Annotated in this window: 13 protein-coding genes and 1 pseudogene; 6 read left to right on the top strand and 8 right to left on the bottom strand. The window is 73.0% G+C overall.

What is annotated here, in order from left to right; genetic code table 11:
• The 3 genes and pseudogenes from AB0G02_RS15845 to AB0G02_RS15835 form a co-directional block, all read right to left on the bottom strand.
• Nucleotides 1-1567 (bottom strand): annotated as a pseudogene (locus AB0G02_RS15845) (hypothetical protein); the annotation flags it as partial.
• A gap of 11 nt (nucleotides 1568-1578) precedes the next feature.
• Nucleotides 1579-1890, bottom strand: a complete 312-nt coding sequence (locus AB0G02_RS15840) for a WXG100 family type VII secretion target (RefSeq protein ID WP_360794283.1) — start codon at nucleotides 1888-1890, stop codon at nucleotides 1579-1581.
• Nucleotides 1887-2390 carry a YbaB/EbfC family nucleoid-associated protein gene (locus AB0G02_RS15835; protein WP_360794281.1) on the bottom strand — a complete coding sequence of 168 codons (504 nt, stop codon included), beginning with the start codon at nucleotides 2388-2390 and terminating at the stop codon, nucleotides 1887-1889. Before AB0G02_RS15835 ends, AB0G02_RS15840 begins: the two co-directional genes overlap by 4 nt.
• 107 nt (nucleotides 2391-2497) lie before the next feature.
• Between AB0G02_RS15835 and AB0G02_RS15830 the strand changes: the two genes are divergently transcribed.
• The 4 genes from AB0G02_RS15830 to AB0G02_RS15815 are packed head-to-tail and all read left to right on the top strand — an operon-like array spanning nucleotide 2498 to nucleotide 5815.
• Nucleotides 2498-3706 carry an MFS transporter gene (locus AB0G02_RS15830; protein ID WP_360794279.1) on the top strand — a complete coding sequence of 403 codons (1209 nt, stop codon included), beginning with the start codon at nucleotides 2498-2500 and terminating at the stop codon, nucleotides 3704-3706.
• The gene (locus AB0G02_RS15825) at nucleotides 3699-4628 is read left to right on the top strand and encodes a DMT family transporter (RefSeq protein ID WP_360794277.1); all 930 of its coding nucleotides are present in this window, start codon (nucleotides 3699-3701) and stop codon (nucleotides 4626-4628) included. Before AB0G02_RS15830 ends, AB0G02_RS15825 begins: the two co-directional genes overlap by 8 nt.
• Nucleotides 4629-4644: 16 nt before the next feature.
• Entirely contained in the window at nucleotides 4645-5502 is an 858-nt protein-coding gene (locus tag AB0G02_RS15820) for a bifunctional methylenetetrahydrofolate dehydrogenase/methenyltetrahydrofolate cyclohydrolase (RefSeq protein WP_360794275.1), read from the top strand.
• Nucleotides 5503-5521: 19 nt separating this feature from the next.
• Nucleotides 5522-5815, top strand: coding sequence for a DUF3017 domain-containing protein (locus AB0G02_RS15815; RefSeq protein ID WP_360794285.1), 294 nt, complete (start codon nucleotides 5522-5524; stop codon nucleotides 5813-5815).
• A 105-nt stretch (nucleotides 5816-5920) separates the two neighbouring features.
• Here AB0G02_RS15815 and AB0G02_RS15810 read toward each other — a convergent pair whose 3' ends face one another.
• The gene (locus AB0G02_RS15810) at nucleotides 5921-6484 is read right to left on the bottom strand and encodes a TetR family transcriptional regulator (RefSeq protein WP_360794273.1); all 564 of its coding nucleotides are present in this window, start codon (nucleotides 6482-6484) and stop codon (nucleotides 5921-5923) included.
• A 76-nt stretch (nucleotides 6485-6560) separates the two neighbouring features.
• Between AB0G02_RS15810 and AB0G02_RS15805 the strand changes: the two genes are divergently transcribed.
• Nucleotides 6561-7127, top strand: coding sequence for a dihydrofolate reductase family protein (locus AB0G02_RS15805; protein ID WP_360794271.1), 567 nt, complete (start codon nucleotides 6561-6563; stop codon nucleotides 7125-7127).
• Nucleotides 7128-7874: 747 nt separating this feature from the next.
• Here AB0G02_RS15805 and AB0G02_RS15800 read toward each other — a convergent pair.
• From AB0G02_RS15800 to AB0G02_RS15785, 4 genes are read right to left on the bottom strand one after another with little or no spacing between them, the layout of a single operon-like run.
• The gene (locus tag AB0G02_RS15800; RefSeq protein ID WP_360794269.1) at nucleotides 7875-11171 is read right to left on the bottom strand and encodes an error-prone DNA polymerase; all 3297 of its coding nucleotides are present in this window, start codon (nucleotides 11169-11171) and stop codon (nucleotides 7875-7877) included.
• Nucleotides 11171-11422: a hypothetical protein gene (locus AB0G02_RS15795; RefSeq protein WP_360794267.1), complete on the bottom strand. Its 252-nt coding sequence runs from the start codon at nucleotides 11420-11422 to the stop codon at nucleotides 11171-11173. The genes AB0G02_RS15800 and AB0G02_RS15795 overlap by 1 nt, the downstream gene beginning before the upstream one ends.
• Nucleotides 11422-13011: a DNA polymerase Y family protein gene (locus AB0G02_RS15790; RefSeq protein WP_360794265.1), complete on the bottom strand. Its 1590-nt coding sequence runs from the start codon at nucleotides 13009-13011 to the stop codon at nucleotides 11422-11424. The genes AB0G02_RS15795 and AB0G02_RS15790 overlap by 1 nt, the downstream gene beginning before the upstream one ends.
• A 33-nt stretch (nucleotides 13012-13044) precedes the next feature.
• Nucleotides 13045-14166: a hypothetical protein gene (locus AB0G02_RS15785; protein ID WP_360794263.1), complete on the bottom strand. Its 1122-nt coding sequence runs from the start codon at nucleotides 14164-14166 to the stop codon at nucleotides 13045-13047.
• A gap of 200 nt (nucleotides 14167-14366) precedes the next feature.
• On the opposite strand from AB0G02_RS15785, the gene AB0G02_RS15780 reads away from it, so the two are divergent.
• The gene (locus AB0G02_RS15780) at nucleotides 14367-15203 is read left to right on the top strand and encodes a hypothetical protein (RefSeq protein ID WP_360794261.1); all 837 of its coding nucleotides are present in this window, start codon (nucleotides 14367-14369) and stop codon (nucleotides 15201-15203) included.
• The last annotated feature ends 92 nt before the right edge of the window (nucleotides 15204-15295 follow it).

Genomic DNA, 15295 nt, shown 5'->3' with positions numbered 1-15295 from the left:
CCAGCCCGGTCGGGGAAGCAGCAGCCGCCCCGGGCGTGGACGCCGGCCCACCGGGCAGCGAACCGCCGGCGGGCATCCCGCCGGGGACACGGGCGGCGGAACCGCCCGGAGTGGAACCAGGAGTCGAGCCGGCAGCCGAACCACCCGGCGCGGAACCGCTCGACGCCGCGCCACCGGGGACCGCACCACCGGTCACCGGGCTGGTGGCGGCAGGAGCACCGCCGAGCCGGCTACCGATCGAAGGCCCGGCGGTACCGCCGGCGGCCGACGTCGGCACCGAAGCACCACCGCGCCCGTTGGACGTCCCGCCGGACGTGCCGTTGGTCGAACCACCGGGCGTCCCGGCGGGGCTCCCGCCGGGCATCCCGCCGAAGGTCGAAGGCGCGGGAGAACCGCCGCCGGTCGACGACCCACCCGGTGAGGAGTCCCCACCCACCGAAGGCGGCGCGCTGACCCGAGGACCGGGAGCGGGCGGGGCGGCCACCGACGACGTCGCGGTCGTCCCCGCCAGAGGACGGTTCAGGCCCTCACGGCTCACCGGAGGCCCACCGTTGCCGCCCGGCGCACCACCGGGTGACCCACCCGGCACACCACCGTGCGCACCGCCGGGCACACCACCAGGCGAACCACCGGGCACACCACCGGGGGAACCACCCGGCACGCCACCGGGAGCAGGTCCGATGTTCGGCGGTCCGCCGTCCGGCCCGCCGACGTTGATCCGCGGCGGCTCGACGGTGATCCCTTCCTTGGCCCCGCCGATCCCGCCGGACACCGCACCGGCCGACGCGCCCATCAGCACGTCCTTGGCCGAGATGTCCTGCCCGAGGACCGCCGCCGTGCCGACCGTGGACACCGCGCCCTCGACCGCACCGCGCGTCGCGCCGACCGCCACCTGCCCGGCCAGCCCGCCACCCTGGAACTTCACGCCTCCCGACACACCGCCGACCAGCCCGGAGACCGCACCCGAGACCGCCGCCTCGGTCGTCTTGCCCCAGTCCCACGACTCGCGGTCGCCGCGCACCACCTGCACGAGCTGGATGGCCGCGTCGATGCCCACCGAGATCGCGACCTCCTTGAGGATCGCGATGATCAGCTGCCGGAAGGTGAACTGCACGATCAGCCGCGTGGCCTGCTGCGCGATCGGGATGCCCGCGGTCGACGCGCCGAACGTGCCGAACGCCGCGGCGATCAGCGCGGCGATCTCGATCGCCAGCGCGATCAGCGACGCGATGATCGACAGCTTGGTGTACTCCACCTCCAACGCGGTGTTGTCGCAGCTCTCCGCGAGCTGATCGCAGATTTTCTGCAGCTTCGGCAGGTAGAAGTCGTCGCCGCCGGAGAACTTCTTCCAGTACTCCTCGAACCGCTGGACGGCCTCGCCGGTCTGGCTCGCGAACACGGTCGACGCCGCGCCGTTGCCCTCGTCGATGACCGACTTCACGCCCTGCGCGGCCGTGCGGTAGGCGTCGGCCATCCGCCGAAGCGCCGTCTCGTCACCTTCCGGCCAGCTCTGCCCGACCACGATCGGGAAGAGCCAGGTGACCTCGCTCGGGATCTCGATACCCACCGCAGTGCCCCTCAGTAAGTCCGGGAGATCCCGGTCGCGTTGCCCTGGTCGGAACCCTCGTAGGCATCGGCGGTCTGCTCCACGCCGGTGCGGATGCCGTCAAGCGCCTGCGCGAGGTTCTTGAAGGCCTCTAACGTGGCCTGCGAGTTCGGCACGTACTGCTTGGCGAACGCCTGCCCCGACTCGTCACCACCCCAGCACTGCCCCTCGGCCTGCAACGCCGAGTTCAGCGCCTCCAGCACGCCGTTCAGCGAATCGCCCGCCGCGCCGAACTGGCCCGCGCCTCGGCGCAGGCCGGACACGCTGACATCGAAGCCGCTCACCAGCCACTCCTGTCCATGATGCTGTCGCCGTCGTCATCGTCGGAAGGCGGCGCGGGTCGACGTGGTGGCGTCGACGACTGCGGCACGACGGGCGGCTGGGGGATGAGGTCGGCCAGCGACGGCACGCCGGGCAGCATCTCCGACAGGTCGATGCTCGCCCCCTGCTGCGCGGGCGCCAGGACCTCGTTCAGCTCGGTGCGCGCCTTCGCGATGGCCTGCTGCACGGTCTCGGTGACGAGCCGGGCCAGCTTGTCGGGGGTGGTGCGCTCGAAGGCGTTCGCGGAGAGCTCCAGGGACGTCAACGCGCCGGCGGAGTCGACGGTGGCGCGGACGGCACCGTCCTTGGACACCGCGGTCGCCGTGATCGCCATGGCCTGCGCCTGGGTCTCCCGCAGCTCGGCGGTCTTCTCCCGCAGCTCGCCCAGGAGGGAGTCGACCTGCTCGCGCATGGCGGCGTTGCGTGCCTCCAGCTCGGCCCGTCGTCCTGTCGGATCGGTCACAGCTGTCCCCTCGTGAGCGCCGTCTGAGGTGCTGACGCTAACCGAGGCCGGTGGGTTCCCACGGATATTCGGCATCCCGTCGCGGGGTGTCCGGGCAGAGTGTCACCGTGCTCCGTCCATACCGGGAACTCGCCGCGATACCCCACCTGCTGTCCGTGCTGCTGTGGTCGATGATCGGCCGCGTCCACCTGCCCGGCACGCCGGTCGCCGTGTCGTTCCTGGTGGCCGGGTGGACCGGGTCGTACGCCGTGGCCGGTGTGGTCGGCGGCGCGTTGACGTTGGGCATGGGCGTGGCGGGACCGGTGCGGGGCCGTGCCGCCGACCGGAGCCCGGCAGGGCGGTTGCTGCTGGTCACGTCGTCCGGCTACGGGGTGGGCATCGTGGTGCTGGGCGTGCTGCCCGGGGTGCTGCCCGGTCCGGCGTGGCCGTTGGCGGCGGTGGTGGCGTTCCTGACCGGGTTGTCCATGCCGCCGGTGACGTCGCTGAGCCGGGCGAGCTTCCCGAGGTTGGCGACCGGTCCGGCGCAGTCGGCGGTGTTCACCGTCGAGGCGTCCGTGCAGGAGGCCTTGTACATCGTCGGCCCGGCGCTGGCGGCGACCGTGGTGGCGGTGTGGAACGCGCAGGTCGCGCTGTGGCTGTGCGGTGCGCTGGCGGTGTCGGGCGCGCTGGGCTTCGGCGGCGCGTTGCGGCGGGCGGGGCTGGACCGGCCGGTGGTGCGCGAGGTCGGGCGCCGTGGGCGGATGCTGCTGCGCGACGGGTCGCTGACGTTGGCGCTGGCCTCGGCGTTCTGCGTGGTGGCGTCGCTGGTGTCGATCGACATGCTGATCATCGCCTGGGCCCGTGACCTGGGCAGACCCGCGATGGCCGGGGTGCTGACGGCGGTGTGGGGCGTCGGGTCGGTGGCCGGTGGGCTGGTCGTGGGCGGGTTCGTCGGGCGGGCCAGGCCCACCCGGCGGATCCTCTTGATGGCCGTGGGCGTCGCGCCGCTGGTCCTGGTGCTGCCGCCGGTGCTGGAACCGTCCCCGGTGTGGTTGGTCGGGCTGGTGCTGGTGGTGGGAGGGACGACGATCGCGCCGGCCATCGCGGCCAACAACGAGCGGATCAGCGGGCTCTCGCCGGAGGACCGCAAGGCCGAGGCGTTCGGCTGGATGGGCACGTTCACCACGGCGGGCTCGGCGGCGGCGCTGCCGCTGGCCGGGTCGTTGCTGGACCACTCCGGACCGGCCGCGGCGGCCGGTGCGAGCACGGTGGCGGCGTTGCTCGGCGCGCTCCTGGCGAGCCGGGTCCGCGAGCGGAAGGCGGTTCCGGTTGCGTGACCGGGTTCGGCTGGTCTGGGGGTTCCTCGCGTTCGCGGGTGGGGCGTTCCTGGCGGTCCAAGGGCGGTTGAACGGCGAGCTGGGGCACGTGTTCGGTGACGGGTTCCTGGCCGCGCTGGTGTCGTTCGGCGGCGGGTTGGCGCTGTTGCTGCTGGGTGTGCCGACGACGGCCGCCGGACGTGCCGGGTTGGCCCGGCTGTGGTCGTCATTGCGGGACGGGCGGATCCGCTGGTGGCAGTGCGTCGGCGGGGCGTGCGGGGCGTTCTTCGTGTCCACGCAGGGGTTGACCATCGCGGCGCTCGGCGTGGCGGTGTTCACCGTGGCCGGGGTGGGCGCGCAGGCCGTGAGCAGCCTGTTCGTGGACCGGGCGGGGATCGGTCCGGCGGGTCGGGTGGCGCTGACCGGGCCGCGGGTGGCGGGTGCGGCGCTGGCCGTGGTGGCGGTCGCGGTGGCCGTGTCGGACGAGGCGGGCGACCCGTCGGCGTTGTGGCTGGCGCTGCTGCCCGCGCTGGGCGGGATCGGTCTGGGCTGGCAGCAGGCCGTGAACGGGCTGGTGCGCGAGGCGGCGCAGAGCGCCCGGGTGACCACGCTGGTCAACTTCGCCACCGGCACGGCCGTGCTGCTGGTGGTGTGCGCGGTGGACGTGGTGGCGCGTGGGCTGCCCGCGCAGGCGCCGACCGGGCCGTGGTTCTACGCGGGCGGCGCGCTCGGCATCTTCACCATCGGTTCGGCCGTGCTGGCGGTGCGGTGGCTCGGCGTCCTGCTGGTGGGGCTGTGCCAGGTCGCGGGGCAGCTCGTCGGCGCGCTGGCGGTGGACGTGGTCGCTCCCGCCGCAGGTGGGCAGGTGTCCGTGGTCGCCTTGGTCGGCACGGCGTTGACGCTGCTGGCGGTGGTGGTCGCCGCGTTGCCCGCCCGGCGGTGATGAGAGGATGAGGCCCGTGACTGCGACGATCCTCAACGGCAGGGCCACCCGGGACGCGATCTTCGAAGACCTGCGCGCGCGGGTCGCCTCGTTGCGCGAGCGGGGTGTGACGCCGGGTCTGGCCACCGTGCTGGTCGGTGACGACCCGGGCTCGCACTCGTACGTGCGGGGCAAGCACCTGGCGTGCGAGAAGGTCGGCATCACGTCCATCCGGCGCGACCTGCCCGCGGACACCACGCAGGAACAGCTCGAACAGGTCATCGACGAGCTCAACGCCGACCCGGCGTGCACCGCGTACATCGTGCAGCTGCCGCTGCCCCGGCACCTCGACCCGAACCCGATCCTGGAGCGCATCGACCCGCACAAGGACGGCGACGGCCTGCACCCCGTCAACCTGGGCAAGCTCGTGCTCGGTGACGAGGCGCCGCTGCCCGCAACGCCGCGCGGTGTGGTGGAGCTGCTGCGCCGCTACGACGTGCCGCTGTCCGGGGCGAACGTGACCGTGGTCGGTCGCGGCGTGACGGTCGGCCGGCCCATCGGGCTGCTGCTGACCCGGCGGTCCGAGAACGCCACCGTGACGCTGTGCCACACCGGCACCAAGGACCTGGCCGCCGAGGTGCGGCGGGCCGACATCGTGGTCGCGGGCGCGGGCAGCCCCGGCCTGATCACCGCGGACATGGTCAAGCCCGGCGCGGCCGTGGTCGACGTCGGCATCACCCGCACCGAGGCCGGCCTGGTGGGTGACGTGCACCCGTCCGTGGCCGAGGTGGCGGGGTTCCTCGCGCCGATCCCGGGTGGCGCGGGTCCGATGACCATTGCGATGCTGCTCACCAACACGGTCGAGGCGGCCGAGCGCACTGCGGCGACGGCCTGAGGCGGAAGCGGTGGAGTTGTTGCCGGAGCAGCGCTGGCGGTCCGCGGCGGGCAAGCACCTGCCGTTCGCGCTGGTGCTCTGCTTGGTCGGGTTCGGCCTGCTGAGGATCGTGCAGTACCACTGGCGGCAGGGCGCGGTGCTGATCGGCGCCGCGTTGCTGGTCGCGGCGCTGCTGCGGGTGCTGGTGACCGACGAGCAGGCGGGGTTGATCGCGATCCGGGGGCGCAGCCTGGACGCGCTGCTGTACTCCGGGCTGGGGTTCGCCGTGATCGTGGTGGCGATGACCATCATCGGTGGTCCGCTGGACCGCTGACGCGCCCTCGCACTCGGACGCTCGCGCCTCCGGTGCCGCTCTCCGGTGCCGATCTTCAGCGCGGGTGCGTCGGGTGCGGTCACGTCCGGTGCGCGTCGGGTGCGGTCACGTCCGGTCGACCAGCGCCGTGATCAGCTCGGTCATCTCCTCCTCCGGCAGCACGTCGGGCAGGGTGAGGTGCTCGACCATCAGCCCGCTCATCGCCAGGTAGAGCGACACCACCGTGGTGCGGTCGCCGGGTAGTCCCGCGTCCAGGTGGAAGCGGACGTTCTGCTCCAGGTTCTCGCTGATCGTCCTGGTCAGCGCGGCCTGCAGCTCGGGGCGCCTGGTGGCCTCGAGTCTCAGCTCCAGCAGCGCCAGGTAACCCGTGCGGTCGACCTGGAGCCGCTCCAGCAGCTCTCGCAGCAGGCGCACCACGAGGCTCTTGTCCGGTGGCGCGGCCATCGTCAGGGCCAGCCGCTGCGCGTCCGGGGTGAGCCGGACGTGGATGTGCTCACCGACCTGCCGCAACAGGTCGTCACGGCTGGCGAAGTAGTTCGACGCGGTGCCGTTGGGCACGCCCGCCTCCTGGTCGACGGCTCGGAACGTCAGACCTCGGGCACCATCGCGCGCCAGCACCTCGATCGCCGCGTTGACCAGCGCCGTTCGCCTGGTCGGGTTACGCACCATGATCCCTCCTTGACAACCACTGCACCCATAGTACTACAGTCGCAGTGGTTGGCACACCCCGTGAAGGAGAACCCCCATGCGAAACCTGACCTACTTCGTCGCCACCTCGCTCGACGGCTTCATCGCGGACCCGAAGGGCGGGTTCGGCGACTTCCTGTTCGAGGGCGACCACATGACCGCCCTGTTCGAGGAGTACCCGGACACGCTGCCCGCGCAGGGTCGTGAGGCGATGGGCATCGACGTGCCGAACAAGAACTTCGACACCGTCCTCATGGGTCGGGCCACCTATCAAGTGCCCGGAGGTCTACCGAGTCCGTATCCACACCTGCGGCAGTACGTGGTGTCGTCCAGGCTCAGCACCACCCCCGCCGACGTGGAGGTGGTGTCGGACCCGGTGGCCAAGGTCCGCGAGTTGAAGGCCGAGTCCGGGCTGGGCATCTGGCTGTGCGGCGGAGGCAGGCTGGCCGCCGCCCTGCTGCCCGAGATCGACGAGCTGGTGCTCAAGATCCACCCGGTCGTGTTCGGCAAGGGCATCCCCCTGTTCGCCGGCGAATTCCCCGTGGCCCGCTTCGCCAAGGCGTCGACCAGAACCTTCGACACCGGCGTCGTATTCACCACCTACACCAAAGCCGACCAGCCCTGATCAACGCCGACTCCCCGCACTGACCAGCCACTCCCGCCTCACCACCCACACCTCACCGCCCGCTCCGCTGATCCCCGACGTCGCTCCTCAACGCTGCTCCCCCCGCCACGGCCGGGCGCAGGGACCGGCGAACTCTCGGGGCGGCAGCCCACGGGCGGCCACGGGCAACTGACCTGGTCGGTGCGCAGGCCGGGGCGGCGGGCACTGGCGGCGAGCGGCGGACTCAGGCCGGACGCGACGGGCCGAGTCCGCTGGCGACGGGCAGCGGGTCCGGGCAGCGGGTCCGGGCAGCGGGTCCGGGCAGCGGGTCCGGGCAGCGGGTCCGGGCAGCGGGCGATGGTCAGGGAGGACTCGCAGCCAGCGGACGCCGAACGGCCTCAGCCCCACCTCCTGACCGGGCCGCCGATCATGGCCAACCGATCCAGCGCCAACCACTGCCCGCCAACCACCTATCGCCGCCCACCGCCCACCGCCCGCGCCGATCGGTGGCTGCCCGCGCCCACTGCCCGCGCCCACTGCCCACTGCCCGCGCCGGTGCCGGTGCCGGTGCCCCTGCCGGTGCCCCTGCCGGTGCCGGTGCCGGTGCGGCTGCCGGTGCCCACCGGGCGTAGCCGTCGGCCGACCAGCGCTACCGGTGGCGGCTAGCGGCGAGCCCTGTTTTCGCCGTGAGCCGTTTCTCCGCCGTGAGTCCGGCTCGTTGCGGGCGGGCGGTAGGTGAGGCGGGGGTGGCAGAGGAAGGTGCGGTGGTCATCGGAAGTCCCTGGAGCGGGAGGGGATGCGCAGGTCCAGGTGTTGCAGGCGTTCCGCGCGGATGCTGATGACGCCTTCCGCCGACTCGACCACGCCTCTCACCAGCAGCGCGGGGCTGGTCCGGGCGACTTTGCGGTAGCGGGCCCACAGGCCGGTCGTGCAGACGACGTTGACCATGCCGGTCTCGTCCTCGATGTTGAGGAACGTGACGCCGCCCGCCGTGCCGGGGCGTTGGCGGTGGGTCACCGCGCCGCCGATCAGCACCCTGGTGCCGTGGGGGACCTCGGCCAGGTCCGCGGTCGCCAGGGCACCGAGACCGGTCAGCCGTTCCCGCACGAACTGGGTCGGGAAGCTGTCCGGGGACAGGCCCATCGCCCAGACGTCCGCGACGGCCACCTCCACCTCGTCCATACCGGGCAGGGCGGGGGCTTCGGTGCCGACCACCGTGCCGGGCAGGCGGTCGGGGCGGATCTTCGCCACGGCACCCGCCGACCACAGCGCGGCACGCCGGTCGAGGCCGAAGCAGCCGAACGCGCCGGCGGTGGCCATGGCCTCGACCTGCGCGGTGGTCAGGCGGACCCGCGCGCCGAAGTCCGCCATGTCCCGGAATGGACCCGCTTCCCGTTGCGCGACAACGCTTTCCGCGACCTGCTGACCGATGGTCCGGATGCCGCCCAGCCCGATGCGCACGGCCTGCTCGCCGTCGACCTGTTCGAGGGTGGCGTGCGCGAGGCTGGCGTTGACATCGGGACCGAGCACGCGCACGCCGTGTCGGCGGGCGTCAGCGACCAACGACTGAGGGGAGTAGAAGCCCATGGGCTGAGCACGCAGCAGCGCCGCGCAGAACGCGGCCGGGTGGTAGAGCTTGAACCAGGCGCTGACGAACACGAGGTGCGCGAAGCTGAGCGCGTGGCTCTCGGGGAAGCCGAAGTTGGCGAACGCCAACAGCTTCGCGTAGATCTTCTCGGCCAGCTCCTGCCCGACGCCGTTGGCCTTGGCACCCTCGTAGAAGCGCTCGCGCAGGCGTTCCATGCGGTGGGTGGAGCGCTTGGCGCCCATGGCGCGTCGCAGTTCGTCGGCCTCGGCGGGGCTGAAGTCGGCCACGTCGACGGCGATCTGCATGAGCTGTTCCTGGAACAGCGGCACGCCGAGGGTCTTCTTGAGCGCGCCCTCCAGCAACGGGTGGTCGTAGTCCCACTCCTCCTGGTCGTTGCGGCGGCGGATGTAGGGGTGCACCGAGCCGCCCTGGATCGGGCCGGGGCGGATCAACGCCACCTCGACCACCAGGTCGTAGAACGTCCGCGGCTTGAGGCGGGGCAGGGTCGCCATCTGGGCCCGGCTCTCCACCTGGAAGACGCCGACGGAATCGGCGCGCTGCAACATCTCGTAGACGCGGGCGTCGCCCAGGTCGAGGTTGCCGATGTCGACCTCGACGCCCTCGTGCTCGCGCACCAGGCCGATGGCGTAGTGCAAGGCCGAGAGCATGCCCAGGCCGAGCAGGTCGAACTTCACCAACCCGATGGAGGCGCAGTCGTCCTTGTCCCACTGCAACACCGTGCGGTCGGTCATCCGGCCCTTCTCGACCGGGCACACCTCGCTGACCGGGCGGTCGCAGATGACCATGCCGCCGGAGTGGATGCCGAGGTGGCGGGGGAAGTTCTCCAGCTCGGCGGCCAGCTCCAGCACCGGGCGCGGGATGCCGCCTTCCTCCACGGTGGACCGGAGCGGGCCCCAGCGGTCGATCTGCTTGCTCCACGCGTCCTGCTGGCCGACCGAGTGGCCGAGCGCCCGTGCCACGTCCCGGATCGCGGACCGGCCCCGGTAGCTGATCACGTTGGCGACCTGCGCGGCGTGCCGCCGCCCGTACTTGCGGTAGACGTACTGGATGGCCTCCTCACGGCGGTCGGACTCGATGTCGAGGTCGATGTCGGGAGGGCCGTCGCGCGCCGGCGCCAGGAAGCGCTCGAAGAGGAGGTCGAAGCGGACCGAGTCGACGTTGGTGATGCCAAGGGCGTAGCAGACCGCGGAGTTCGCGGCCGACCCCCGGCCCTGGCAGAGGATGTCGTTGCGCCGGCAGAACGAGACGATGTCGTGCACGACGAGGAAGTAGCCGGGGAAGTTCAGCTCCTTGATGATCTTCAGCTCGTGCTCGATCTGCTGGTACGCCCTCGGGTTCTCACCGATCGAGCGGTAGCGGCGGGCCGCGCCCTCGTAGGTCAGCTTGCGGAGGTGGCTGTTCTCGTCCTCCCCCGGCGGCACGTCGAACGGCGGCAGTTGCGGCGCGATGAGCTTGAGGTCGAACTGGCACTGCAGGCCGAGCACCGCCGACCGGTGCACCGCGCCGGGGAACCGGGCGAACCGGCGGGCCATCTCCTCCCCCGACCGCAGGCACGCGGTGCGGCCGGGCGGCAGCCAGCCGGTCATCTCGTCCAGGCTGCGCCGCGCCCGCACCGCCGCCATCGCCGCCGCCAACCGACCGCGTGCGGGCACGGCGTAGTGCACGGCGTTCGTGGCCACGGTCGGCAGCCCCAGGTCGTGCGCCATCCCCCACAGCAGGTCGTTGCGCGGGTCGTCCTCGGGGTAGCCGTGGTCGGTCAGCTCCACGAACACCCGGTCCGCGCCGTACAGGTCGACCAGCCGGCGCAACTGCGCGAACGCCGCCTCGGGCCCCTCCCGCGCCAACGCCCGCCGCACCGCGCCCTTGCGGCAGCCGGTGAGCACGACGCAGTCGTCGCGGGTGTCCGCGACGACCTCCTCCAGCCGGTAGACCGGCCGTCCCTTCTCGCTGCCGTCCGCGAGCTGGCCGGTGGTGATCGTGCGGCACAACGCGTGGTAGCCGTCGCGGTTGACGGCCAGCAGGAGCAGGTGCTCGCCCTCCGGGTCGGGCACGCCGTTCTGCGGCTCGGACAGCCCGAGGCTCAGCTCCGTGCCGAACACCGTGCGCACACCGAGCTCCTTGGCGGCCTCGGCGAACCGCACCACGCCGTACATGCCGTCGTGGTCGGTCAACGCCACCCCGTCCAGCCCGAGCTGCTGCGCCGCCTCCACCAGCTCCTCCGGGTGGCTCGCGCCGTCGAGGAAGCTGAAGTTGGAGTGGCAGTGCAGCTCGACGTACGGCACGCGGGCGCGGGTCGCGCCGAGGTCGTCCACCTTGACCGCGAAGTCCGGTGGCGCCTCGTAGCGGTCACGACGCCGCGTCCACGCCGGGCTGTCGCCGCCGTCCGGGGCCGGTGGCTTCCCGGACAGCGCGCGTTCCAGCTCCGACCAGCGGACCGGCGGGTTGTTCCAGCCCATCAGCGCCGTCCGCCCCCGCGGGGCAGGTCGTCGGGAGCCCGCCGGGGTGCCGGGATCGGGAACGCCGACACCGACGAGGTCGAGGCCGACGACGACGGCGGGGGCAGCTGCGACGGCAGCCAGCCGAAGCTCACCATGTACGCCGGTCCCCCGCGCTGCTCCGGGACGTCGACGCCCGGACCGCCCGCGTCACTGTCGTCCCACCACTCGGTCAAGCCACGACGGTCCTGCTCGGGAAAGTCACCGCTCATCAGTCGTACACCCCTTCCACCGCCCACTTCCCGCCCGCGCGGATCAGCAGGAACGCCTGTTCGTCGCCGTCCGGCGCGGTTCCCAGCACTTGCAGTCGCGCACCGCGCATCGCGGTCTCCGCGTCCCACCAGCGCTCGTCCACCGGCCACGGCCCGGACCACGCCACGACCTGTCGCGCCCGACCGCCGTGCACGATCCGGTGCGGCCGCACGACCAGCTCGGCGTAGCCGGTGACCACGACGTCCGCGCCCGACTCGTCCAGCAGCGCGACCGGTTCGGGTTCGGCGAACACCGTCGCCGGTGACGGCGCGGGCAGCTGACCGGGCCACGGCTGGTCCGGGTCCGCCGCCGGGGTCCGCTCGTCGCCCCACGGCACCAGCCGCACCCGTTCGACCGGCCCGCGCCCACCGCCGAGGACGGGCGTGAGCACGGCGTCCGGCCCGAGCAGGCCCTGGACGTGCACCATCGCGCGCGCCGCCCGTTCCGCCGCCTCGCCCTGGTCCTGCCCCGCGCCCGGCCACAGGCCCAGTTGCAGGGCGGTGGCGTCGACCACCTCTTCGGGGTCGAGCCGGAGCAGGTGGATGCCGGAGGTGGGGCCGACCCCGTGGAGGCGGGCCCGGGTGAGCCAGCCGTCGAGCTGCCAGCGGACCCGGTCCGCGATGCCCTGCGGGGTCAGCGGTTCGGCGCAGCGCCACACCCGGTGCAGCTCCTCGCCGTTCTCGGTGGTGGCGTGGATGCCGAGGCGGGTGCAGGCCAGGCCGCGGTCGGCAAGGCCGGTGTGCAGGCGTTCGGCCAGGCCCTTGGCCGCGAACGCCGCCGCGTCGACCCGGTCGATCGGCGGGTCGAGGTCGCGGGTGACCGACAGCTCGGGCGGCGGCCGGCGACGTGACCGGGGACGTTCCTCCAGCCCGGACGCCAACCGGTGCGCCAGCACGGCGGCGCGGCCGAAGCGGGTGGCGACGTCCCGTTCGGGCACGGCGGCGAACGCGCCCAGCGTGCGCAGGCCGAGCCGGCGCAACAGGTCGACCAGCGCGGCCCGCTCCTCGTTGCGCTCGGCGGGTTGGTCGAGCTCGTCGACGGCGAGCGGGGCGAGGAAGTCCCTGGTCCGGCCGGGCGGCACGATCCACCCGCGGTGCGCGGCCAGGGTCGAGGCGAACAACCCGTCGGCGAACCCGACCTGTGCTTCGACGCCGGCGCGGACCGCGACGTGGTCGACCAGGCGTTCGGCGGCCAGTTCGGCGGAGGAGTAGTACCCGACCGGCCCTCGGGCGGCGACGACCACCAGCCCCGGCCGGACCACCTCGATCCCGGGCGCGAGTTCTTCCACCGCTGCCGCGACCGGCTCGAACAGGCGGGCGTCGCGCACCTCGTCGTACTCGAAGACGACCAGTTCGGGGCACTGCCCCTGAGCCGCGCGACGACGCGTCCCGCGCCGCACCCCCTCGGCCCGTGCGACGGCCGAACAGGCGATGACCTCACCGGACCTGACGACGGCGGCGGGCACGTGCGGCGGGAGGGCGGCCTCGGCGGAGGCCGCCACGACCGGCCAGTCAGGGCACCAGACGGCAAGCGTGTACAGGGGGTTCACCTCTTCAGCTGGTTCGCGGGCGGGTGGCACGGGTCAGACCGCTTCGGCGGTGGTGCGCGGCGAGGAGCCGGTGACCACGAGCCGGGGGTCGGTGGCGGGCGGGGTCGGCCGGGTGGCGGGAGTGGCTGACTGGGTGGTGGGAGGTGGAGGGCCGGTCGCGGGAAAAGGCGGACCGGTGGAGGGACGCGCCGGGTCGACAGCGGGAAGCAGTAGGCCGGTGGCGGGCCGCGCCGGATCGGCGGGAGGACGCGGTAGGTCGGCGGTGGAACGCGCCGGGGCGGCAGCGGGAAGCAGTAGGTCGGCGGCAGGACGCACCGGGCTGGCGGGAGGACGCGGTAGGCCGGTGGCGGGCCGCGCCGGGCTGGCGGCGGGACGCGATAGGCCGGCCGGGTGACGTGGAGGGCCCTCGGCAGGGTGGTGCGAACCGGCGGCGGACGGCGGCAGGTCGGCGGCGGGAGGCGGTTCGGACGCGGTGGGAGGCGGTTCGGCGGTGGTCGGCACCGGGACCAGGGAGGGACGTGAGGGTGAGGTGTCGGTGGTCCCCGGCAGCACCAGGTTGGTCCGGCGCGGGCGGGCGGCGGCGCCTCGGCCCGTCGCCTCGACGGTGACGGTGCGGGTGGACAGGAGGCCGTGACCTGCGTGCAGGCCCGTCCAGCGGCCGGGGGTGGCGGTCAGCTCGACGTCCGCGCCCGGCCACTGCACGGCGAACGGCAGCAGGACGGCCTTGCGGTGACGGGCCCTGGCCGAGAGCTTGCGCGCGGTCGCCTGGGTGACCGGCGTGGCCACCGCGACCAGGTCGAACCCGTCCAGCAGGGCCGCCACGGTCTTCTCGACCTCGCCCTGGTCCCGACCAGGACGGGGGACCAGGGCGAGTCGATGGACGGCCACGCCCAACTCGGCCGCCGCGAGTGCCCCACACCGCGGCAGGCCGACCACGGCCGCCCAGCACCCTTCCGCTGTCGCCGCGGCCACCAGCGTGAGCAGCAACGATGTCGCCCCGCGCACTGACACCGTGCTGCCCCGCCGCAGGCCGCCCCACGGGAGGAGCCCTGCCAGTTCCCCGCGAACCGGCAGGGTCCGAGCCGGTGCCGTGGTCAGCTCGCCCGCCGCGCCTACCCCGAGCGCGGTCAGCGTCGCCGTTGCCGACCTGGACACCAGCCCTCCTCCCACTGATCCGCGCGCACCCCTGTGCGCGGATCGCCGTGGGAAGTTCGGCGACCTGTCTATCGAACACTTGTTCGAACAACACGGTGATCTTAGCGCGAAGCAGCCACCCGCTGTCAATGCTCTCGGCGTACCCGATCGAGTGGCCGGCAGACTGCTTCGCGCGCACCGACCGCAGCACGGGGGGAACCGTGAACGCACCGCAGAACCCGCACCAGCCGCAGAACCCTCAGTACCCGCAGAACTGGCCCCCACAACCACAACAGCCCGCCGGACAGCCGCCGCCAGGACAGCCCCAGGCAGGGCCGCAGCAGCCCGGCGGCTACGGGCCACCTCCACCCGGCTTCCCGCAGCCGGGCACCCAGCAGCCCGGGTTCGCGCCGCCCGGCGGGTACGGCCCACCACCACCGCCCGCCAAGAAGCGCACCGGGCTGATCGCCGGGATCGTGATCGGCGTCGTCGTGCTCGTGGTGGCCGGCGTCCTCGGCTTCAGGTACCTGGACTACGTCGAGGAACCCGGCGGCGGTCCCGGCGCGCAGCCGATCCCGGAGTGCGAGCTGAGCTCCGAGCTCAAGTCACAGGCGCACGTGAGCAGCTTCCGCCTCATCCAGGCGCCGACCGACGCCGAGAAGGGCATGAAGCACAGCCACTGCGCGTGGGAGCAGACCAAGGGCAAGGACGGCCGCAACCCGCGCCTGCTCACCTTCCACGTCTACGACTTCACCACGTTCAACGACAAGAAGGACCGCAACGTCGAGCAGGCCCACGGCAACTACCTCAGCTTCACCTCCTACGCCAACGGCGAGCAGGCCAAGCCGATCGACGGCCTCGGGGACGAGGCGATGATCGTCCTGCCGAACTCGACCGGCGACCTCACCGAGGTGAACCTGCTGGTCCGCAAGGGCACGGTGGTGTGGAACATCCGCTACCAGGGCCACGACAAGGGCTTCTTCACCGACTCGCCGTTCCCGGTGGCCGACGCGGAGGCCGTCGCCCGCAAGACCGCCGAGGAACTGACCGCCGGCTGAGCCGCCACCAACGGCCGGGCCACGACGCGACCGGCGTGCCGGTGCTGTGCAACACCTCGCTGAACGACCGCGGCGAGCCGATAGCCGACACC

It is taken from the genome of Actinosynnema sp. NPDC023658, from assembly GCF_040639995.1.
Classification (GTDB): domain Bacteria; phylum Actinomycetota; class Actinomycetes; order Mycobacteriales; family Pseudonocardiaceae; genus Actinosynnema.
Note: the sequence above shows the minus strand (reverse complement) of the source record. Positions and strands in the feature narration are given on the sequence as shown.